The sequence below is a fragment of the Sorangium sp. So ce124 genome (assembly GCF_051525235.1).
Taxonomy (GTDB): domain Bacteria; phylum Myxococcota_A; class Polyangia; order Polyangiales; family Polyangiaceae; genus Sorangium; species Sorangium atrum.
Genome location: NZ_CP150312.1, coordinates 10665778 through 10686437 on the forward strand (window position 1 = coordinate 10665778; position 20660 = coordinate 10686437).

Annotated in this window: 13 protein-coding genes; 6 read left to right on the plus strand and 7 right to left on the minus strand. The window is 70.8% G+C overall.

The window, feature by feature from the left end; genetic code table 11:
- Nucleotides 1-144: 144 nt before the first annotated feature.
- The 3 genes from WMF19_RS40100 (at nucleotide 145) to WMF19_RS40110 (ending at nucleotide 6850) form a co-directional block, all read left to right on the plus strand.
- The gene (locus WMF19_RS40100; protein ID WP_437895200.1) at nucleotides 145-3948 is read left to right on the plus strand and encodes a M23 family metallopeptidase; all 3804 of its coding nucleotides are present in this window, start codon (nucleotides 145-147) and stop codon (nucleotides 3946-3948) included.
- A gap of 326 nt (nucleotides 3949-4274) precedes the next feature.
- Complete coding sequence (locus WMF19_RS40105; RefSeq protein WP_437895201.1) at nucleotides 4275-5750, plus strand: ATP-binding protein; 1476 nt, start codon at nucleotides 4275-4277, stop codon at nucleotides 5748-5750.
- Nucleotides 5751-6121: 371 nt separating this feature from the next.
- Complete coding sequence (locus WMF19_RS40110; RefSeq protein ID WP_437895202.1) at nucleotides 6122-6850, plus strand: hypothetical protein; 729 nt, start codon at nucleotides 6122-6124, stop codon at nucleotides 6848-6850.
- 24 nt (nucleotides 6851-6874) lie between these two features.
- Here the strand turns inward: WMF19_RS40110 and WMF19_RS40115 are convergent, their stop codons facing one another.
- The gene (locus tag WMF19_RS40115) at nucleotides 6875-7750 is read right to left on the minus strand and encodes an MBL fold metallo-hydrolase (RefSeq protein WP_437895203.1); all 876 of its coding nucleotides are present in this window, start codon (nucleotides 7748-7750) and stop codon (nucleotides 6875-6877) included.
- Nucleotides 7747-8931: a thiolase family protein gene (locus tag WMF19_RS40120; protein WP_437901721.1), complete on the minus strand. Its 1185-nt coding sequence runs from the start codon at nucleotides 8929-8931 to the stop codon at nucleotides 7747-7749. Before WMF19_RS40120 ends, WMF19_RS40115 begins: the two co-directional genes overlap by 4 nt.
- A gap of 615 nt (nucleotides 8932-9546) precedes the next feature.
- Here WMF19_RS40120 and WMF19_RS40125 point away from each other — a divergent pair.
- Complete coding sequence (locus WMF19_RS40125) at nucleotides 9547-10182, plus strand: peroxiredoxin (RefSeq protein WP_437895204.1); 636 nt, start codon at nucleotides 9547-9549, stop codon at nucleotides 10180-10182.
- 279 nt (nucleotides 10183-10461) lie between these two features.
- Complete coding sequence (locus WMF19_RS40130) at nucleotides 10462-12597, plus strand: glycosyl hydrolase (RefSeq protein ID WP_437895205.1); 2136 nt, start codon at nucleotides 10462-10464, stop codon at nucleotides 12595-12597.
- A 214-nt stretch (nucleotides 12598-12811) separates the two neighbouring features.
- On the opposite strand, the gene WMF19_RS40135 is transcribed toward WMF19_RS40130, so the two are convergent.
- From WMF19_RS40135 to WMF19_RS40155, 5 genes are all read right to left on the minus strand, one after another.
- Nucleotides 12812-14557, minus strand: coding sequence for a class II glutamine amidotransferase (locus WMF19_RS40135; RefSeq protein ID WP_437895206.1), 1746 nt, complete (start codon nucleotides 14555-14557; stop codon nucleotides 12812-12814).
- Between the two features lie 23 nt (nucleotides 14558-14580).
- A complete protein-coding gene (locus WMF19_RS40140; protein ID WP_437895207.1) occupies nucleotides 14581-15618 on the minus strand; it encodes an alpha-E domain-containing protein in 1038 nt (345 codons plus the stop codon).
- Nucleotides 15615-17243, minus strand: a complete 1629-nt coding sequence (locus tag WMF19_RS40145) for a circularly permuted type 2 ATP-grasp protein (protein ID WP_437895208.1) — start codon at nucleotides 17241-17243, stop codon at nucleotides 15615-15617. The genes WMF19_RS40140 and WMF19_RS40145 overlap by 4 nt, the downstream gene beginning before the upstream one ends.
- 53 nt (nucleotides 17244-17296) lie before the next feature.
- Complete coding sequence (locus WMF19_RS40150; RefSeq protein WP_437324934.1) at nucleotides 17297-17764, minus strand: response regulator; 468 nt, start codon at nucleotides 17762-17764, stop codon at nucleotides 17297-17299.
- Nucleotides 17765-18091: 327 nt separating this feature from the next.
- Nucleotides 18092-19990 (minus strand): chloride channel protein, encoded by a 1899-nt coding sequence (locus tag WMF19_RS40155; protein ID WP_437895209.1) that lies wholly within the window; start codon nucleotides 19988-19990, stop codon nucleotides 18092-18094.
- A gap of 237 nt (nucleotides 19991-20227) precedes the next feature.
- Here WMF19_RS40155 and WMF19_RS40160 point away from each other — a divergent pair, with 237 nt between their 5' ends.
- Nucleotides 20228-20596, plus strand: a complete 369-nt coding sequence (locus WMF19_RS40160) for a hypothetical protein (protein WP_437895210.1) — start codon at nucleotides 20228-20230, stop codon at nucleotides 20594-20596.
- Nucleotides 20597-20660 lie beyond the last annotated feature (64 nt).

Consider the following 20660-nt stretch of genomic DNA (forward strand, 5'->3'; position numbering starts at 1 on the left):
TTCGTCTGCCCGGCTTCTCATCAACGATCCATGTCCAGAGGAGATCAACACCGTGCTTACTCACGCATTCGACAGATCCATCCGGTACCCTGCGCCACGCCCCGCCGCCGCGCTCGTCGCGGGCCGCGGGAGGACGGGCGCATCATGAGGAGGCTTTGCAAAGGCGCGCTCCTCGCGGCGCTCGCCCTCGGGAGCACCATCGCGAGCGCGGGAGACGCGCGGGCCACAGAGGGCGCCACCGCCTTCTGGAGCAACGCCGTCGAGGTCCAGGTGTCGGGCGGCGCCCTCACCCGCGGTCCGGGCTGGGGCTGGAGCGCCGGCGCCTCGTCGGTCCAGCAGATCGAGGCGGGCGACGGGTTCGTCGAGTTCTCCACGAACGAGGCGAACCGGACCAAGATCGCCGGGCTGAGCCACGGCGATGAGAGCCCGTCGTTCTGGGACATCGATTACGGGGTGCTCCTTCGCGCCGACGGGGGTGTGGAGATCCTCGAGCAGGGGCACGGGAAGGGCTACTTCGGGACCTACCAGGCCGGCGACGTCTTCCGCATCGAGGTGTTCGATGGCCAGGTGCGTTATCGCAAGAACGGGGGCGTATTCTATACGAGCCACACGGGGCCCACCTACCCGCTCGCGCTCGACGCCAGCCTGCACGACGAGGGCGCGACCGTCACCAGCGCCCAGGTCACGAGCTGCGCCGCCGGGGACGAGAGCTGCATGCCGCCGGGGTTCTGGAAGAACGTCCGCTACGCCCCGGCGAACGGGACCTTGCTGACGCGCAGCCCCGGCTGGGGCTGGCACGCCGGGGCCTCATCGGTCCAGCAGATCGAGGCCGGCGATGGGTTCGTGGAGTTCTCCACGAACGAGGCGAGCCTCGAGAAGATGGCGGGCCTCGGCAACGGCGACGCCGATCAGGGCTTCGGGGACATCGACCATGCGGTCTTTCTGCGCGCCGATGGAGGCCTGGAGATCGTCGAGCAGGGGGTTGGGAAAGGCTACTTCGGGACGTACCAGGCCGGCGACGTCTTCCGCGTGGAGGCGTTCAGCGGCCAGGTGCGTTACCGCAAGAACGGGCTCGTGTTCTACACGAGCGCCACGGCGCCCACCTACCCGCTCGGGCTCGACACCAGCCTGAACCACGAGGGCGCGACCATCACCAGCGCTCAGGTCGCGAGCTGCGCGGCCGGGGACACGAGCTGCATGCCGCCGGGGCTGTGGAGGAACGTCCGCTACGTCACCGCCAACGGAGGCGCGCTGACGCGAAGCGCCGGCTGGGGCTGGCACGCCGGCGCCTCATCGGCCGAGCAGATCGAGGCGGGCGACGGGTTCGTGGAGTTCTCCACGAACGAGGCGAACCTCGAGAAGATGGCCGGCCTCAATCACGGCGACGCCGATCAGGGCTTCGGGGACATCGATTACGCGATCTACCTGCGCGCCGATGGAGGCCTGGAGATCGTCGAGCAGGGGGTTGGGCAGGGGTACTTCGGGATGTACCAGCCGGGCGACGTCTTCCGCGTCGAGGTGTTCAACGGTCATGTGCGTTACCGGCAGAACGGGATGGTGTTCCATTCGAGCAACACGGCGCCCACCTACCCGCTCGGGCTCGACACCAGCCTGAACCACGAGGGCGCGACCGTCACCGGGGCCCAGATCATGAGCTGCGCGGCCGGGGACGAGGCCTGCATGCCGCCGCAGGAGTGGAAGAACGTCCGCTACGCCACGGCGAACGGAAGCCTGCTGACCCGCGACGCCGGCTGGGGCTGGCACGCCGGGGCCTCGTCGGCCGAGCAGATCGAGGCGGGCGACGGCTACGTGGAGTTCTCCACGAACGAGGCGGACCTCCAGAAGATGGCGGGCCTCGGCCACGGCGACACGGACCAGGGCTTCGGAGACATCGATTACGCGATCTACCTGCGCGACGACGGGGGCCTGGAGGTCTACGAGCAGGGCGTTGGACAGGGCTACTTCGGGACCTACGAGGTCGGGGACGTCTTCCGCGTCGAGGTGTTCAATGGCCAGGTGCGCTACCGCAAGAACGGGATGGTGTTCCACACGAGCACCACGGCGCCCACCTACCCGCTCGGGCTCGACACCAGCCTGAACCACGAGGGTGCGACCGTCGCCGGCGCCCAGGTCGTGAGCTGCGCGGCCGGGGACACGAGCTGCATGCCCCCCGGGCTATGGCAGAACGTCCGCTATGCCACCGCCAACGGAGGCGTGCTGACGCGAAGCGCCGGCTGGGGCTGGCACGCCGGGGCCTCGTCGGCCGAGCAGATCGAGGCGGGCGACGGCTACGTGGAGTTCTCCACGAACGAGGCGAGCCTCCAGAAGATGGCGGGCCTGAGCCACGGCGACGTCGATCAGGGCTTCGGGGACATCGATTATGCGATCTACCTGCGCGCCGATGGAGGCCTGGAGATCTACGAGCAGGGCGTTGGACAGGGGTACTTCGGGACCTACCAGGCTGGCGACGTCTTCCGTGTCGAGGTGTTCAATGGCCAGGTGCGGTACCGCAAGAACGGGCTGGCGTTCCATACGAGCCTGACGGCGCCCACCTATCCGCTCAGGCTCGATACCAGCCTGAACGACGGGGGCGCGACCGTTACCGGTGCCCAGGTCGTGAGCTGCGCGGCCGGGGACACGAGCTGCATGCCGCCGGGGTTCTGGAAGAACGTCCGCCATGCGCCGGCGAGCGGGGGCTCGCTGACGCGCGCCGCCGGCTGGGGCTGGCATGCCGGGGCCTCGTCGGTCCAGCAGATCGCGTCGGACGACGGCTACGTGGAGTTCTCCACGAATGAGACGAACCGGTACAAGATGGCGGGCCTCGGCCACGGCGACGCCGATCAGGGGTACGGAGACATCGATTACGCGATCTACCTGCGCGGCGACGGGGGACTGGAGGTCGTGGAGAACGGCTACGGACAGGGCTACTTCGGGACCTACCAGGCGGGCGACGTCTTCCGCGTCGACGTGCAGAGCGGCCTGGTCCGGTACCTGAAGAACGGGGCCGTGTTCCACACGAGCAGCGCAACGCCCACCTATCCGCTCGAGCTGGACACCAGCCTGTTCGATGAGGGCGCGACCATCACGAACGCGTCGGTCTCGGGCGCAGGCAGCGGGGGGGACCCGACCACCGGCTGCGGCGAGGTGAGGCCCGGCGACGAGCTCAGCGACACGAAGGTGCCCACGTTCTGCAATCACCCCACCACGATGCCGAGCGGGGATGCGCCGCCCATGGGGCAGTACTTCGGCCATACGTGCACCTCGGTCGTGCTCCAGACCGTCTATTACACGCACACGTCCGGCAACCACAGCGGGCTCGACTTCTCCGTCCCGGCGCGCAGCCCCTTGTACTCGGTCGGCTATGGAAAGGTCATGTGCGCCGGGCCAGACGCCTGCGTGGGCAGGTACCCCACCGCCCGGGGCGCGCCCGCCCAGATCGATCTGACGATCCGCTATGGCTCGGTCTACGTCATCTACGGGCACGCCGCGTCGACCCTCGTCGCGGAGGGCGATCTCGTCGTCCCGGGGCAGGAGATCGGCGAGTCGTCGGACTGGCCGAACAACGATCACCTGCACTTCGAGGTCCGCCGCGTCGCCGACAACAAGGCGCCGAACCCGGTGCCGTTCTTCTCGCCGGACATCCGGGGCTATCTCGAGGGCACCGTCACCGACGCGCACTTCTGCACGGGGCACTTCGATGATCAAGCGGACGTGGGGTTCACGTCGACTACCCAGCTCGATGAGCGGCCGTGCACGGACGCGAACGACGGGACGACCGGCCCGATCCGCTGCCAGGAGGTGTGCGACTACAGCCCTGCGGACTGCGAGGTAAAAACCTACCCCAACGGGCGCAGGGAGGTGCACGAGTACTGCAGCGTATTCAGCTGCGGCGGCGGCACCTTCGCCTGCGGGCTCCGCCGGAACACGGCCGCCCAGGCGTGCCCGTGACGCCCGCGCCGTGACGCCGCCCATCATCGGCGTGCGCCGTTGAGCCGAGCTCACCGGCGCCGCCGCCCTGGGGGCCCTGGGGCCGTGGCCCCGGCACCTCGATCGAGCTTGCGCCGGGCGGACCGCTCGCTCTCGAGCGCAGGGCGTCGCGACGGCTCCTGACGCGTGCCAGGCGGCTTCGCGTCAGCGACGCACGACGGACAGCCTCGGGCGTCGCTCGCCTCGGCGGAGGCGCGCGGCGCCCGCTGGCGAGCGCGGAGGGCCGCCGCTCGGGGGCGACGGTGCGTCCGAGTTGCCTCGGGCGCAAAATCGGACCAATCGAGACCATGGAATCAGCAGCGGCGCGGCGCCCGTCAGAGCTCGGCTCCTCAGGGCAGGTAAGCCTGAGCACGCTCCTCGGGATCGCGACATTTCTCCTCACGGGCGCGGCGATCGCCGTGGCCGCCGCGCTCATGGTCGCCGCGACGACCATGCAGCAGGCCACCGGGATCCTCGGTGACGCGATCGAGAGCGTCCGCCTGGTGCACAGCCTGCAGATCGACCTCCTCCTCGATGCACATCAGAGCAACCGCGACGCCGGGTCCGCCAGCGGCGGGCCGAGCTCCACCTTCCACGAGTGGGAGAGCGAGCTACGGAAGGGCCTTGCGGAGGCTCACCATTACGTGAGCAGCCAGGAAGAGAGCGACGTGCTCATCGACGCGGAGCAGCGCGTCGATGAATACCTCGTCGGGCGTCGAGCCGCCGATGCCGGCGGCCCACCCCCCTCGTCGGACGCGCGGGCGCCGGCCATCGATTCGCTCGCCTTCGACGAGGCGTTCAAGGCCCTCGACCGCCTTGTCGAGATCAACCTCCATCAGGCCCGTGCGTCCAAGGCGCTCATCGAGCGTCTGGGCGGGCGCGCGACCGCCGCCGGCGTCGCGGCCGTCATCTTCTTCATGGCCGGCGCGTCCTTGGTCCTCATCAGCGCGCGGCGGCTCGTCTACGGCCCCATCGTCGCGATCCAGGAGGCGATCGGCCGCTACGGCGCGGGGGACCGCGCCGCGCGCGCGCCGCTCGTCGGGCCGCGCGAGCTCGGGGACATCGCGCGGGCCTTCAACAGCACGGCGGAGTCGCTGGAGCGCCAGCGCGAGGCGCAGTTCGCGTTCCTCGGCGGCGTGGCGCACGACCTCAGGAACCCGCTCTCGGCGCTCCGGCTGTCGGTCGGCTTCCTCAACGACGGAGGCCCGCCGTCGGAGCCGCGCGTGCAGCGGACCATGGCGCTCGTCGGACGGCAGGTCGATCGCCTCGAGCGCATGGTCGGGGACCTCCTCGACGCGTCACAGATCGAGGCGTGCAAGCTCGAGCTCCGGGTCGAGGACCGCGATCTGCGCGAGCTCGTGCAGGAGGCGGTCGAGCTCTACCGCCCGGTCTCGCCGGAGCATCCGATCGAGCTCTCGCTCCCCGAAGCGCCGGTGCTCGTCCGCTGCGATGCGACGCGGGTCCTGCAGGTGCTCAACAACCTCCTGTCGAACGCGCTCAAGTACTCTCCCGCCGGAGGCCAGGTCGACGTGACGGTCCACGGCGGCACGGGCCGCGCCGAGATAGCGGTTCGCGATCGCGGGGTCGGGATCGATGCGGCGGATCTGGCGCACCTCTTCGAGCCGTTCCGGCGCCTCAAGGCGTCGGCGGGCGCGATCCCCGGGACGGGCCTCGGGCTCGCCGTGGCGAAGCGCATCGTCGAGGCGCACGGCGGCCGCCTCCTCGTCGAGAGCGAGCTGGGCGCCGGCTCGGTGTTCCGGGTCGAGCTGCCGCGTGCTTCCTGAGGGGAGACGCGGCGCTCGAGGCGCTCGCTGCTGGCCTGGAGACCGATGCGACAACACCCTTGATGTCGACCGCAACAGGTCGGGCGCTTCGAGCAGCCCCTGCGCTGCAATCCCTCCAGCTTGGCTGAGTGGGTCACTCACCTGTTTCCAGATGCAATGGATCCGACCCAGGCGCGGCGCGCTGACGGCCCGCTCCCGGTGGCGGCGTCAACCGTGTGACGGCCTCGCTCTAGATCAGCCTGATTTCCCGTATTTCCGTGGTGGTGTCACTCTTGCTTGCGTCTCGCTCACGGCCGGCGAGCCCATGCAGGCAAGGCTCGTGGGAACGATGTGGGTCGTCCACCCATTCTGTTGGAGAGCGAGGAGCACCAATGAAAGTATCCGCCGTGGTCACCACCCTGGTCGCCGTGTCCCTCTGCGCCGGCGTGGCGCTCGCCGAGGGCGGCCGCGCCGCGCGCGCGCCGCGGCACATCGAGGTCCTCAGGTCGCGCGGCGACACGGTGGACCGGATCTACCGTTACAAGCCGCGGGACCAGGCCGCCGGGCGGCAGTGGCGCTCTGAGCGCGCCGAGCGCGCGTTGCCGAGCCGCTTCTCCCAGGGACAGGAGCGGATCCGCTGCTCCGATACCGGCGCGGACTGCCCCTCTCGCGCGGTGACCGCCCACCGGACCCGCGGAGAGGCGCGCGCCGCCGCAGGGCGCGGGGCGTCGGCCCGCACGAGCGCCTCGCCGCTCAAGACCAAGGCCGAGTCGCGCATGAACTGCAGCGAGGCCGGGGAGTGCGCCGCCTCGAGCGCCGGGGCGCGCCGCGCGTGGGCAGGGCGGTCGGCAGGGGCGGCCGCTGCCCAGGGGAAGGAGCGCGCGGCCCTGACGCCGGAGAGCGCGCAGCGGCAGAGCCCGCGCATGAGCTGCAACGAGGGCGACGACTGCGCCATGTCCAGCAAGGAGGCGGCGAAGTTCTGGGCTGCGGAATCCATCAAGGCAGGCACGAAATCCCCGAGCGTGATCGCCTCCGAGCGGGCCGAGCGGGCACGCCGGATCGCCGAGCGTCAGCGCGACCGCGACGCGCGGCGCGCGAAGGGCGACGCCTCCGCGAAGTGACCCCCGCTCCGCCCGACCGTACGGTTAGGCGTCCTTTCCCGCCGCGCGCCGCCAGCGGTCCTCGCGGCGCACCACCCGCCCCTCGCGCTCCAGCTTGATCAGGTGAGCCTCGAGGCTCAGCCGCGCGAGCGGCCAGACGAGCGGCGCCGTGTCGGCATAGGCGACCGGCAAGAGCGCCTCGATCGACGTGCCGCTCGCGCCGGCCGCGCTGGCCGCCTCGAGCGCCGCCAGCACCAGCCGCTCCCTCCCCAGCCGGTGCGCGATGTAGCGCCGGAACAGCGCCTCCGGCGCGTCGATCGGCCCGCCGTGCGCCGGCAGCACGACCCGCGCCCCGAGCCCCGCGAGCCGCTCGAGCTGCGCGAGGTACTCCGCCATGTCGCCCTCCCGGGGATCGATCAGGATGGTCCCCTCGCCGGCCACCATGTCGCCGCAGACCAGGGCGCCCTGCGCCTCGTCGAGGAAGCAGAGGTGGTCGGGCGCGTGCCCCGGCGTGTGGAGCACCCGCAGCGCCATCGGCTCCGGCCCGCCGAGCCGCACCACCTCCCCGTCCGCGAGGCGGCGCGCGAGCGGGACGCCCGGGAGGCGCGGGGCCGCCTCGGCGTGCCCCCAGACCGGCAGGCCGAGCTCGGCCGCGAAGAAGCGCGCCCCCCCGACGTGGTCGGCGTGGTGGTGGGTCACCGCGATCGCCGCGAGCGACCGCCCCTGGGACGCGAAGCCGCGCGCCCACGCGAGCCACTCGCGGCGCTCGTCCTCGTACGGCGTGGCCGGCTCGACGAGCAGCACCTCGCCGCCGCCGAGCGCATAGCTGTTCGTGTGGGTCGCGGGCGGCAGGGTCGGCGTGCGCGCGGGGAAGGCCTCCACGCCGCGCACGCCGGGCCCGACGGGCTGCGGGCGGATCACCGCTCCACGACGACCGCGAGCGCCTCGCCGCCGCCGATGCAGAGCGTGGCCAGGCCGCGCTTCGCGTTCCGGTCCTTCATCGCGAAGAGCAGCGTCGTCAGGATGCGCGCCCCGCTCGCGCCGATCGGGTGGCCGAGCGCGACCGCGCCGCCGCGGACGTTGACCTTCTGGGCGTCGAGCCCGGAGAGCTTGTTCACCGCGAGCGCCACCACCGCGAACGCCTCGTTCACCTCGAAGAGGTCGATCTGGTCCGTCGGGATGCCGAGCTTCTTCGTGGTGTTCGCGATGGCCGCGGCCGGCGCCGTCGTGAACCACTCGGGCGCCTGCGCGGCGCCGCCATAGCCGACGATCCGCGCGAGCGGCGTGAGCTTGTGCTCCCTGACGGCGCGCTCGCTCGCCAGGACGAGCGCGCTCGCGCCGTCGTTGATCGACGACGCGTTGGCCGCGGTGATCGTCCCGTCCTTCTGGAACGCGGGCTTCAGCGACGCGAACTTCTCGGGCTTGCCCGCGGGCGGGCCCTCGTCCTCCTTCACGACCACCGCGTCGCCCTTCTTCTGCGGGACGGAGACGGGCGCGATCTCCGCGGCGAAGAGCCCCTCGCGCTGGGCCGCGACCGCGCGGCGGAAGCTCTCCTTCGCGTACTCGTCCTGCGCCTCCCGCGAGAAGCCGTGCTCCCTGGCGCACGCGTCGCCCGCGGTGCCCATGTGGAAGTTCCCGTACGGGTCCCACAGGCCATCGTGGATCATGCCGTCCACGAGCTTGCCGTCGCCCATGCGGTAGCCGGAGCGCGCCTGCGGGAGGTAGTAGGGCACGTTCGACATCGACTCCATGCCGCCGGCGACGACGACGTCCGCGTCGCCGAGCGCCACCGTCTTCGCGCCGAAGATGACGGCCTGGAGGCCCGATCCGCAGACCTTGCTCACGGTGGTGGCCGGGACCTTGCTCGGGATGCCGGCGAAGATGGCGGCCTGCCGGGCCGGAGCCTGCCCGATACCCGCGGACAGGACATTGCCGAGGAACACCTCCTCGACGGCCTCCGGAGACAGCTTTGCCCGCTCGAGCGCCGCCCGGATGGCGACCTCGCCCAGGCGGGGGGCGGGCAAGGGCGAGAGTGCGCCCTGGAACGCGCCGATCGGCGTCCGGGCCGCTGCGACGATGTACACGGGGACGGGCAGGGTCATGATCTCCTCCAGCAGCGCTGATGCCATGTTATTCGAAGACGCCGTCCATGCGCCTTGCGAATAGGCCTTGGGTACCTCGGTTGCCCCGGGGGGGCAAGCCGGCCCCGGGCGCTCCGCTGCCTGCGCGGCGGCGTGCACGGTTGCCTGCGCGGTTCGCTCGGTTCGTTCGGTTTGCGGGTTCACATCGATCGCCCCCTGCCTCGCGCCGCCGGCCGGGCTCTTCGCGACCCGGCTCTTCGCGACCCGGCTCTTCGCGACCGGCTCCTCGCGATTCGCTCCGAGATCGTGTGTCGCCACCCAGCCGCCGCGCGCCGCGCCTCGCGGGAGGGACGGCGCGGCCGCGCGCGGGCGCGGGAAACCGGGAGTGGAGCGCAGTCGTCGTGCGGACGCCCTCGGACGGAATCCAAGCTCCGCCCGAGCCGGATCCGGGCTGGCCCTGAGCGCCCTCCGGGCCGAGGCCCCGCCGACTCGTCGCCTCGGCGCGGCGCGCGGCGACGCTGGCGTGGGCCGGCGGGCGCTATGTGGTACGCCGGGGACGTCGCGTGTTACCGTGCGCGCCGATGGGGAAGGGGGGCTGTCCTCCCTGCGCCCGGGCGGACAAGGAGCGAACGAGCGATGGTGAATGCAGGCGATCGTGCCCCCGATTTCTCTCTCGAAAGCGACAGCGGTAAGACGGTGGGCCTCACGGATTTCCCGGGCAAGACGGTCGTCCTCTACTTCTATCCAAAGGACGACACGCCCGGCTGCACGCGGGAGGCCCAGGCCTTCTCCGCGGCCCTGCGCGCCTTCGCCGAGGCCGGCGCCGTCGTGCTCGGCGTCTCCCGCGACTCCGTCGAACGCCACCGGAAGTTCAGGGACAAATACGATCTCGGGGTGACGCTCCTCAGCGATCCGGATCTCGCCGCGCACAACGCCTACGGCGTCTACGGCGAGAAGTCGATGTACGGCAAGAAGGTGATGGGCACGATCCGGAGCACCTTCATCATCGGCCCCGACCGCGCGGTGAAGCACGCCTTCAGCGGCGTGAAGGTCGACGGACACGCGGACGAGGTGCTCGCGCTCGTGCGCGGAGGCGGCAGAGGCGAGGCGCCGCCCGCGCCTTTGGCAGGGGCGACCGCGAAGGGCGCGGTCAAGGCGCCTGCGAAGAGCGCGGCCAAGGCGCCTGCGAAGAGCGCGGCCAAGGCGCCTGCGAAGAGCGCGGCCAAGGCGCCTGCGAAGAGCGCGGCCAAGGCGCCTGCGAAGACTCGATAAGGGACCGCATGAACCGTCGGACAACGACATAGCCGACTCGCGGCGTCCGGGCTGTCGATCACCTGATGGATGGCATCGCGAGGGCCTCGGGCGCGTGGACGGCGCGCTCGCCAAGCTGGACGGGCCCCGCGCTTCATGAAAGAATCTGTGCCGTTGCTTGCAAATCGATGAAACTACCACGATACCAGGGCTCATCTCTCGATCCGCTTCGTGTCAGGTGGAGCGATGAGCGCTGGAGCGAGGGAGCGAGGGAGCTGGATTATGATGTTGAAGCATCCGATGCTACGGACTTTTGCTTTGCTGAGCTGCCTCTCCGCGATCGCCGCGTGCGGCGACGACGAGCCGCCGCCCAAGGTGACCGAGGGGGACGGCGGCGGAGGCAGCGGGGGAGGGGGCACCGGCGGCACCGGCGGCACCGGCGGCGTGCCGCCCGAGACGTGGGATCTCGACCGCAGCAAGCCGCTGTCGGACGTCGCTCCGGAGTTCACGGAGGCGGAGCACCCGCTCGCGCCGGGCGCCGTGCTGGCCGGTCTCAAGGCCCCGCTCCCCACGAACGCCACCTGGATGAACTTCGCTCTCGGTGAGGGCGATCAGCGGATCAACGCCGCGCCGTACGACCTCAAGGCGGTCCGACAGGCGCTGTCGATCGCCCGGCCCGCCGTCGTGGTGGAGAGCAAGGCCGTCACCTCGGCGGATTTGACGCAGCTCGCGCTCAGCGCGCGCCAGGCCTTCTCCGGCCATACCGTCAAGTCGGCCGATCTGCTCTCGGTCACCGTGGAGTGGGCGGCGCCGGGCGGCACGATGACGGCGCCCATCGTGTACGGGATGCCGTACGTGACGGCCACCTACGACGGGCTCGCCCCCTCCGTCCGCGCCGGCGACGGCGTGGCGATCACCGAGGTGAACGGCGAGTCGACGAGCCCCACCACGGTCACGGGCGACCGATTCGAGATCTCGCTCAACAACGGCCAGACGTGGGTGCTCTATGCGTTCCCCGAGATCAGCCTCGAGTGGGACGCCCTCTCCATGACGGCGGACGAGCCGTACGAGGGCTCGCTCCGCCTCGCGCTCGTCCCCGGGCCGAACGCCGCGGCCGAGCTCGACGACCACGCCGCTGTCATCCCGGTCGGCGGCGACATCGAGGCCTCGGTCACCGAGGACGAGGCCACGGTGCGCTTCGTCTGGAAGACCGAGGGCGAGGGCGATCTCCTGACCATGGCGCTGCCGCACCATCTGGATCACCTCAACATGTTCAAGCCGGCGGACGTCTCGTACCCGACCGTGATCGGCCAGATGAAGGGCATGTCCGGCGCGAGCTGGGAGCTCAAGTACCCGCTCAGCACGATCGGCTGGGACGCGCCGCGCCGCGTCTCGGACGAGTGGGGCGATGCCGTCGTCGATGCCCTCGAGGAGGACAAGGGCTTCATGCCCGACGAGGCGGTCGCCGGGACAGACCCCTATTTCGGGGGCAAGCAGATCGCGAAGCTCGCGCGCCTCGCGCAGATCGCCGAGGTGGTCGGCAAGGCGGACCTCGCGGAGGAGCTCAGGGCGCGGCTCAAGTCGCGCCTCAACCCGTGGCTCAACGGCCAGAACGACAACCCCCTCGTCTACGACACGACCTGGGGCGGCCTCGTGACGACCAAGGGCCTGACGGACCAGGCCGCCGACTTCGGCCAGGGGTATTACAACGATCACCACTTCCACTACGGCTACTTCCTCTACGCGGCGGCCGTGCTCGCGAAGAGCGATGAGGCGTGGCGCGAGGAGTACGGGGACAAGGCGCTCTGGCTCGTCCGGGACATCGCGAACCCGAGCGCCAAGGACAAGTTCTTCACGCCGTTCCGCAACATGGATTGGTTCAGAGGCCACTCGTGGGCGTCAGGGCTGTTCCCGTTCGCGGACGGCCGCAACCAGGAGTCGACCTCGGAGGCCGTCAACGCCTGGTACAGCATGCAGCTCCTCGGCGAGGCGCTCGAGAACAAGGACGTGGAGAACCTCGGTCGGGTGCTCCTCGCCCTGGAGACGGCCTCCGCGCAGACGTACTGGCAGGTGACCGCGGACAGCACGGTTTACCCCGAGCCGTTCAAGAACAACGGCGCTGTCGGCGTGCTCTGGTCCACGAAGGCCGACTTCGGGACGTGGTTCGGCGCCAACCCCGAGTACGTCTATGGGATCCAGCTGCTCCCGATCACGCCGATCTCGGAGTCGCTCATCTCCAAGGACTGGATCGAGGACGCGTGGCCCACGATCTCGGAGACCACGGCAGCCGCGGAGGACCCCTGGAAAGCGTTCCTGATCGCGGCGCACGCGACCGTCGACAAGGAGGCGGCCTGGGAGGACGCGCAGGCGCTCACCGAGCTCGACGACGGCCTCAGCCGGACCGCGCTCCTCTACTGGATCGCCACGCGGCCCTGAGCCGGCCGCCCTCGCAACCGATCGCCCCGCGGCCTGGTGGTGGGGGAATTCCCCCACCCTCCGGGAATGATGGAACCACCAAGGCGCCATAAGACGCCAAGAACTCTGTGGTGTTCTTGGCGTCTTTGGCGCGCTTGGCGGTTCAAAAGACCCCCACCTTCAGCCAAAGTACCACCCTGCCGCCCGCGGCCGTGAGCCGGCCGCCCCTCACTCCTCAATCGATGGGCTCGACCCGCACATCGACCGCGAGGCGCTCCGCCCCTCCGCCCACGTAGATCGTGCCCGAGGTCGGCGTCGCGTCCACGTAGTTGCGCCCGACCGCGACGCGGATGTGATCGGTCTGCGTCAGGATCCCGTTCGTCGGGTCGAAGCCCTTCCACCCGATCTCCGGCAGGTACACCTGGACCCAGGCGTGCGACGCCTCGCTCTGCCGCTGGTTCTCGTGCTTCGGCCCCGTGTAGATGTACCCGCACACGTAGCGCGACGGCACGCCGAGCAGCCGCGTCAGGCAGATGAACAGGTTCGTGAAGTCCTGGCACACGCCGCGGCGGTTCGCGTACACGTCGAACGCCGTCGTGAACAGGTTGGTCGACCCCTGCTTGTACTCGTACTCCTCGAAGATCGACGCGTTCAGGTCGAGCAGCGTGTCGAGCAGATCGTAGCCGTTCCGCTCCACGAAGGTCATCGCGTACTCGCTGAGCTCCGCGAGCTCGCTCTCGGGCAGCTCCGGCGGCAGCAGGAACGGCTGCAGGATCTGGCGCTGCCACGGCATCCACACGAGCGGGATCGTCGACCGGGCGCGCAGCGGGCGGAAGCTCAGCGGATCGGTGTCGAGCAGCTCCACCCGCGACCTCGACTCGATGACGAGATCGTTGAAGGGCGTGTCGAGCAGCACCCGCCGCGCGCGGTTGCCGAAGACGTCGTCGTACTCGCGATGCTGGCCCTCGACCGACACGTCGATCTCGTTGTGCAGCACGGTTTGCATCCGGTCGTGCGCCGGCGTCAGCCGCAGGAGGTGCGTGCTGCGCTCCACCGCGGTCGCATAGTGGTACGACGTGCGGTGCACCACCTGGAAGCGGCGGATCGCCGCGTGCACGGGGCGCCGGACCGGGCGCGACGAGAGCGGCGGCGTGGACGACGACGGCTTGCGCCGGTCGGTGCGCGGGGACGCCGTGGCCCGGAGCGCCCCCTGCCGCAGCACCACGAGGTGCCCCGGGGGCACGCGCTTCCAGGCCGCCGGCCGCCCGCCCGCGTGGACCTTGAGCTCCTCCGACGAGACGATGACGCCCTTGCGGCTCTTGACCCCCCGGCGCGTCAGGTCGACCTCCAGATCGTCGTCCCCGAACGCGAGGCGCTCGTACGGCGGCAGCACCTCCCACAGGAAGGCGTCCCCCTCGCGATCGCGATCGGCGTAGACCACCAGATCGCGGCCGTCGGCCAGGACCGACGTCAGGGGGCCGTGCTCGTTCATCTCGTCGAACCAGTCGCGCAGCACCGCCGGATCGACGTCGCCGATGCTCCGGAGGCCCTCGGACGCCATCCAGCGCATGAGCTCGCACAGGATGAGCTCCGTGTCCGTCGAGCCGACCGGCTGGAAGAGCGACTTCGGATCGACCTCGATCCGGTCGACGAGGCTGCCGCTGTGCGCGAACAGCCAGTCACGCCCGCCCCAGCTCCGGCTGAACGGCTGCGTGTTGGCGTCGTTGACGCTGCCCCACGTCGCCGTGCGGATGTGCAGCACGAGCAGCGACGACTCGAGGTGCTCCCACGCCTTCACGAGCTCGCTGCGGATGCTCCCCTGCGGCGGCGCCGGCTCCTTGAGCACCGAGGCGCTCGGCTCCCCGCCGGGGTAGTAACCGATGCCCCAGCCGTCAGGCAGTTTGCGTCCGGGGCGCAGGCAGGTGAGATCGAAGCATGGGGCGAGCTCGCCCTCGAACGACATCGCGAGGAGATTCGGCATGGGTGCGTCGGCGACTGTTGCGGCTACTGGCTCGTGACCGTGGGGTTGCTGTCGGGCGGCCCGTAACCGAGCAGCTCGCGACCGATACCGTCGCAGATCATCGCCGTCTCGTCGACCACATGGGTGAGCGCCGCGTGGACCGCCATCGGGTCGAACGCCTCGGTGGCCCTGTCGGCCACCCACTGGTGCAGGAGCTGGAGCCGCTCGAGGCTCTCGCCGCCGGGGAGCGCCACGCTGTCCGGCGGCCGGATCTCGCAGAGGCGCGCGAACGCCGCGTGGACGCAGTGCCGGATCGAGCGCGGGAAGCGCGGCTCGTACAGGAGGAACTGGGCGACAGCCTGCTCGCTCACCTGACCCTGGTTGAGCTTCATGAACGGCTCGAACCCCGAGCAGGCGCGGAGGAGCGAGAGCCAGAGCGCCGTCTCCACGACCCGGTGCTGCCTGCGCAGCGCGCCCTGCGCCTGGGCGCTCATCTCGGACGGCGGCGGCGGCGGCAGGTTGGTCAGGGCGTGGTGGTGCACGTCGAGCGTGCGCGCGGTCTGCCCGACGCGCTCGAGCAGCACGCCGAGCCAGATGAAATCGAGCGGCGTGTCGTTGAGCATCGTGCTCTGCGTGAGCCCGAGGCAAAGCTGTGTGAGCTGGCGTACGCGCCGGTAGAAGGCGTAGCGGCTCGACCTGAACTCCTCCCGCGCCTCCTCGCTGTTCACCCAGAGGTGGAGCTCGTTGACGGTCTCCCACACCTCGAGGCTGACGACCTCCCGGATCGACCGCGTGTTCCAGCGCGCGGCCGAGATCGAGCTGCGGAGGCTCGTCGGGTTGTCCTCGTCGAAGCTCATGTAGCGCTGCACGAGCTCGCCGTCGGCCGCGGCCTCCTCGCCGTGCTCGGCCCCGAAGTGCGCCTTCTGCCCGGCCACGATGATGACCGGCAGCCAGCACTGCTGCGTCGGGATCTCGGCGTCGAGCGCGAGGTTCTGCGTGACGGCGAGGATGCGGGCCATGTTCTCGGTCCGCTCGAGGTAGCGGCCGAACCAGAAGCAGTGATCGGCGACGCGGGAGATCACGGGGCCTCCGGGGGGGCAGAGCCCGGCGCCGCGCCGGGAGGGTCGTTGTTCGCGGCAGCGGGGCCCGCGCCGGGAGCGCCGACCGAGGGTGTGCGCTGCGCGTTCTCCCCTGGGCCCTTCAGGACCCAGGTGTCCTTCGAGCCCCCGCCCTGGCTCGAGTTGACGACGTAGGAGCCGGCCACAAGCGCGACGCGCGTGAGCCCGCCGGGCAGCACCCACGAGCCGTCGCGGCCCGTCAGCACGTAGGGGCGCAGGTCGAGCCTCCTCGGGACCGCGGTCTTCGCGGTCGGGTCCCAGGTGGGGCTCGTCGAGAGCTCGATCCGGTGCTGGGCGATGTAGCGGCGCGGCGTCGCCTGGATGCGCGCCCGGAACTCGTCCCGCTGCGCGGCGGTCGACTGCGGCCCCATCAGCATGCCGTAGCCGCCGGCCTCGTCGACCGCCTTGACGACCAGCTGGTCGAGGTGGTCGAGCACATAGCGGCGGTCGTCGTCGCGCATGCAGAGGTAGGTGGGGACCTGCTCGAGGACCGGCTCCTCGCCGAGGTAATAGCGGATCATCTCCGGCACGAAGGGGTACACGGCCTTGTCGTCGGCCACGCCGTTGCCGGGCGCGTTCGCGAGCGCGACGTTGCCGGCGGCGTAGGCGCGCATCAGGCCGCGAACGCCGAGCAGGCTGTCGGGGCGGAAGGCCTCGGGGTCGAGGAACGCCTCGTCGATGCGGCGGTAGATGACGTGGACCCGGCGGGGGCCGCGCGTCGTGCGGACGAAGACCTGGTCCTGGTCGACGAACAGGTCGGGGGCCTGCACGAGCTCGAGCCCCATCGTGCGCGCGAGGAAGCTGTGCTCGAAATAGGCCGAGTTGTAGGGCCCCGGCGTGAGCACGACGGCGCTCGTGCCGCTCGGGCTCGCGGGCGACACCGAGCGCAGCGTCTCGGCGAGCCGGGCCGGGTAATGGTCGACCCGCTGCACGCGCGCCTTATCGAGCAGGTGCGGCAGGACGCGCTTGCTGATGAGCCGGTTCTCCAGGACATAGGAGACGCCGGACGGCGTGCGGAGGTTGTCCTCGAGGACCCGGAAGGTGCCGGCCGGATCACGGATGATGTCGACGCCCGCGATGTGGATGCGCACGCCGCCCGGGGGCCGCAGGCCGTGGACCTGCTTCAGGTACTGCCCGGAGCCGAGCACGAGGTCGCGGGGGACGCGCTCCTCCTTGAGGATGCGCTGGTCCCCGTAGACGTCGTCGAGGAAGAGGCCGAGCGCGCGGACGCGCTGCTCGAGGCCCCGTTCCATGTGGGCCCAGTCCGCCGCGGAGAGCATCCGGGGGATGAGGCAGAGCGGGAAGATCTTCTCCGCGCCGCGCTGATCCGCGTAGACCGAGAACGTGACGCCCTGGTTGAGCAGGGCGAGCTCCGCGAGGTGCTGCGCGCGCGCGAACTCGTTCGGCGCGAGCGCGCCGAGGAGCGTGGCAGTGCGCAGGAACTCGGGGCGAGGAGCGCCGTCTCGACCAAACAGCTCGTCGTAGGCGCCGGGGAGGGGAGTGTAGCCGGCGAAGAGGCCGGCACCCGGGTTCTCTAACAACACTGGAGTGAAGCTACCGCTGGACGGCCCCCGAGGTCCATGGGCCATTTGCGGTTTCTGCCGTGATGGAGGCAGTGGCGCGGTCGGCCGATCGACTCTGCCTACTCGGCGTCGAGGATCTGGCGCTCTCTGGAGCGCGTGAGCTCGTCGACGGCGGCGAGGAAGGCGTCGTAGTCGATCGGCTTGGGCAGCACTTTAGCGACACCGAGGCTCGTCGCGTCATGTTTTGAAGACGCGGATGAAACAATGACTGGTATACGGGCCGTCTTCTCGTTGTGCCGGAGCGCCGTGAGCAGGCCCCAGCCGTCCATCACCGGCATCATGATGTCGACGACGAGCAGATCCGGCGGCGCGATCTGGTCGAGCAGCGCCAGCGCCTCCTCGCCGTTCGAGGCGCAGCGCACCTCGTAGCCACCCTCGCTCTCCAAGATCATGCTCACGACCTCCTGGATGTTGGGCTCGTCGTCCACGACGACCACGAGCTTGGCGCGGCTGTTCGGCGCGCTCGATCGTGTTCGTACTTCCGCGTTGCGCCGCACCGTCCGACCTCCGAGCGTATCGACCAGCATGCCGTTCTCCCTCGCGCTGTCCGGACCCCGAATTCCCCGGATGAACGAGAGTATTCCCCACGCGCTCCGTTCCGTCGCTGCGTGGAATCCAAGATTGAAAGCTCAGGAGACTCCCGAAAGCGGTGGGGTCCGCGCGCTTGCCTCATTACGCCCGAACCACGATCGGGCGCGCTGCGCGACCGGGACGTCCGCGCGCGGACGCCCGTGACACGCGCGTGTCCGCCGCGCCGCCGCGCAGGCGTCGGAAAGCTGGCCATTCCCGAATTTCCAGGGCGAGCGCGCCATGCGTCCGCCTCGCGCCGTCGTTTGTCGCCTGCTCCGAGAGCCCTACTGAACCGCGCTCTCCAGCTCCGCCGTCGCGTCGTGGTAGGCGCGCGTGACGTCGGATTCGTCGAGGATGCCGACGATCTTGCCCTCGGCGTCGGTGACCAGGAGCTCCCGCACGCGCAGCTCCAGCAGCACCTGGAGCGCGTGGTGCAGGTCCTCGGCCTCGCTGACCGAGGCGGGGCTCGCCATCATGTCGTGCGCGATCGCGAGCCCCGAGAGCTCGGGGCTCGTCGCGGTGGCGCGGAGGATCTCGGCGTCGATGGTGCCGACGACCTTGCCGTCCTCGGAGAGCACGGGGAAGGTGTCCTGCCACTCGCACGCCGCGATGCGCTCGACGACGATCGAGGCGGGCGTCCGCGCCTCGAACGACACGAACGGGCGGCTGCGGATGACGATGTCGGCGACGCGGATGCTGCGGAGCACGTCGACGATGAGCTCGTCCCGGTGCGCCGGGGACTCGCGCTTGGTCGCGACCTGCGCGCGGTACAGGGTGCTGTGCCTGAGCGCCACGAAGGCGATGCCCTCGCAGAGCATGAGCGGCACGAGCAGGTCGTAGCTGCCGGCGAGCTCGCAGACCATGACGAGCGAGGCGATGGGCACGTGCGCGATCCCGCCGTAGAACGTGCCCATCCCGACGAGCGCGAACGCGCCGGGATCGATGCGCGGGTCGCCGAGGAGGAGCTCCGCGGCGCGCCCGAAGGCCCCGCCCGTGAGCGCGCCGAGCACGAGCGAGGGGCCGAAGTCCCCCGCGCTGCCGCCCGAGCCGACGGTGAGCGAGGTCGCGACGATCTTCGTGGCGAGCAGCACGAGCAGGAGCTGCACCGCGGTCCACCCGCTCGGCAGCCACGCGGCCCCCGTGATCGCGATCTGGGCCGCCCCGTAGCCCGCGCCCAGCATCCCGAACCCCTGCCCCGGCCTGTCGAAGCGCGGCCCGAGGAGCATGAGCAGCGGGGTCACGAGCGCGCCGAGCGCGAGGCCGCCGAGCGCGGGCTTCGCCCATGGCGGCAGCGGGATCCGGTGCACCGTGTGCTCCACGGCGTGCAGCGTCCGGAGGAACACCGTGGCCACGAGCGAGACGACGAGCGCGAGCACGGCGTAGAGGGGGAGGTGGCTCGGGATGAACGGGTAGCGGGGCGCGTGCGCGAAGAGGGTCGACTCGCCGAAGAAGTAAATGAAGACCGAGTACGAGACGACGCTCGCGAGGATGGACGGGATGAGCGCGTCGGCCTCGAAGTCGTCGCGGTGCAGCACCTCGACGGCGAGGAGCGCGGCCCCGAGCGGCGTCCGGAACACGGCCGCCATGCCCGCGGCCGCGCCGGCGATGAGCAGGATCCGCCGCTCGCGCGTGTCCACCCGGAGCGCGCGGCCGATGATCGAGCCGATCGCGCCGCCGATCTGCATCGTCGGCCCTTCGCGCCCGCCGGCGCCGCCGCAGCCGAGCGTGAAGATCGAGGCGATCGCCTTCACCAGCGGGACGCGGCGGCGGAAGTTGCCGCCCAGGTGGTGGAACGCCCGGATGAAGGCGTCGCCGCCGCCGCCGCGGGTCTCGGGCGCGAGCTTCGTCGTGAGCACCCCACCGACGAGGGCGCCGAAAGCCGGCAGGACGAGGACGAGCCACGGCCGGAACGCTCCGATGCGCGCGCTCGAGAGCACCGCCTCGCCCTTGGCGCGGAGCGGCTCGTAGCCGGTGACCGCGATGAAGAGCTCGTGCTCGGCGAGCTCGAGGGCGGCGAAGAACAGCGAGCCGGCGATGCCGGCCGTCACGCCGACGAGGATCGCGTGGAGCAGCACCCGACCGACGAGCTGGAACGGGATCAGCCCCCGCGCGCGGGGGATCGGCGTGCGCGCCGCCCCCGCGCGGCTGGGGCGTGATGGGGAGTACTCGCGGGACGACATCATGATCTCGTGGCCCAGGGCCTCCCCCCTCGAGCGATGGGCCTGGCAGGAGCGGTAGCTTCCCTGATCTTCGGCGGATTGCCGCCTGAAATCGCCGCCAGGATCGGCGTCCCCGGAGGCGCCCTCGCGGTGTCAGCGTCCGCTCGGCTTCCGATCGGCGTTCCTGCGCTCCATAGCGAGGAAGGAAGCCTGGCGCGGGCGCGGCCTCCGGACCCGCCCGAGCCCGGACGAGGTGGAGTCATGACGACCGATCGGAGCACCGTCGAGTACGGCACCCTCATCACCGGAGACGCGAGCGTCACGATGGGCGACGCGGCCGTCCAGACGACGGACGAGAGCGTCCGCACGACCGCCGAGACCGTGGTCACGCCCGTGGTGGCGCTCGACCTGGCCGCCGAGATCCTGGCGAGCTCGCTCGGCACGCTGATCGACGAGGATTACGTGCCGGGCAAGACCCGGTTCCGGGACGTGCTCTGCGACCGGATCGACATCTCGCAGCTCGAGGCGGAGGAGCTTGTCGACGATATGGAGCGGTCGGGGCGGATCCGTTTCATCGGCGTGGCAGAGGGCCGGGGGTGGCACATCCAGCAGGGACCCGGTGTGCGTTGATCGCCGCTGTCTCGCGCAGAAAGACCGGCTCGCCAGTCGTGCCTGACGAAACAATTCCCTTGCC

What these genes read in the sequence shown, in the direction of transcription:
- WMF19_RS40100 (WP_437895200.1), top strand. Translation starts at nt 145, where the DNA reads ATGAGGAGGCTTTGCAAAGGCGCGCTCCTCGCGGCGCTCGCCCTCGGG.
- WMF19_RS40105 (WP_437895201.1), top strand. Translation starts at nt 4,275, where the DNA reads ATGGAATCAGCAGCGGCGCGGCGCCCGTCAGAGCTCGGCTCCTCAGGG.
- WMF19_RS40110 (WP_437895202.1), top strand. Translation starts at nt 6,122, where the DNA reads ATGAAAGTATCCGCCGTGGTCACCACCCTGGTCGCCGTGTCCCTCTGC.
- WMF19_RS40120 (WP_437901721.1), bottom strand. Translation starts at nt 8,931, where the DNA reads ATGACCCTGCCCGTCCCCGTGTACATCGTCGCAGCGGCCCGGACGCCG.
- WMF19_RS40125 (WP_437895204.1), top strand. Translation starts at nt 9,547, where the DNA reads ATGGTGAATGCAGGCGATCGTGCCCCCGATTTCTCTCTCGAAAGCGAC.
- WMF19_RS40130 (WP_437895205.1), top strand. Translation starts at nt 10,462, where the DNA reads ATGCTACGGACTTTTGCTTTGCTGAGCTGCCTCTCCGCGATCGCCGCG.
- WMF19_RS40135 (WP_437895206.1), bottom strand. Translation starts at nt 14,557, where the DNA reads ATGCCGAATCTCCTCGCGATGTCGTTCGAGGGCGAGCTCGCCCCATGC.
- WMF19_RS40145 (WP_437895208.1), bottom strand. Translation starts at nt 17,243, where the DNA reads ATGGCCCATGGACCTCGGGGGCCGTCCAGCGGTAGCTTCACTCCAGTG.
- WMF19_RS40150 (WP_437324934.1), bottom strand. Translation starts at nt 17,764, where the DNA reads ATGCTGGTCGATACGCTCGGAGGTCGGACGGTGCGGCGCAACGCGGAA.
- WMF19_RS40155 (WP_437895209.1), bottom strand. Translation starts at nt 19,990, where the DNA reads ATGATGTCGTCCCGCGAGTACTCCCCATCACGCCCCAGCCGCGCGGGG.
- WMF19_RS40160 (WP_437895210.1), top strand. Translation starts at nt 20,228, where the DNA reads ATGACGACCGATCGGAGCACCGTCGAGTACGGCACCCTCATCACCGGA.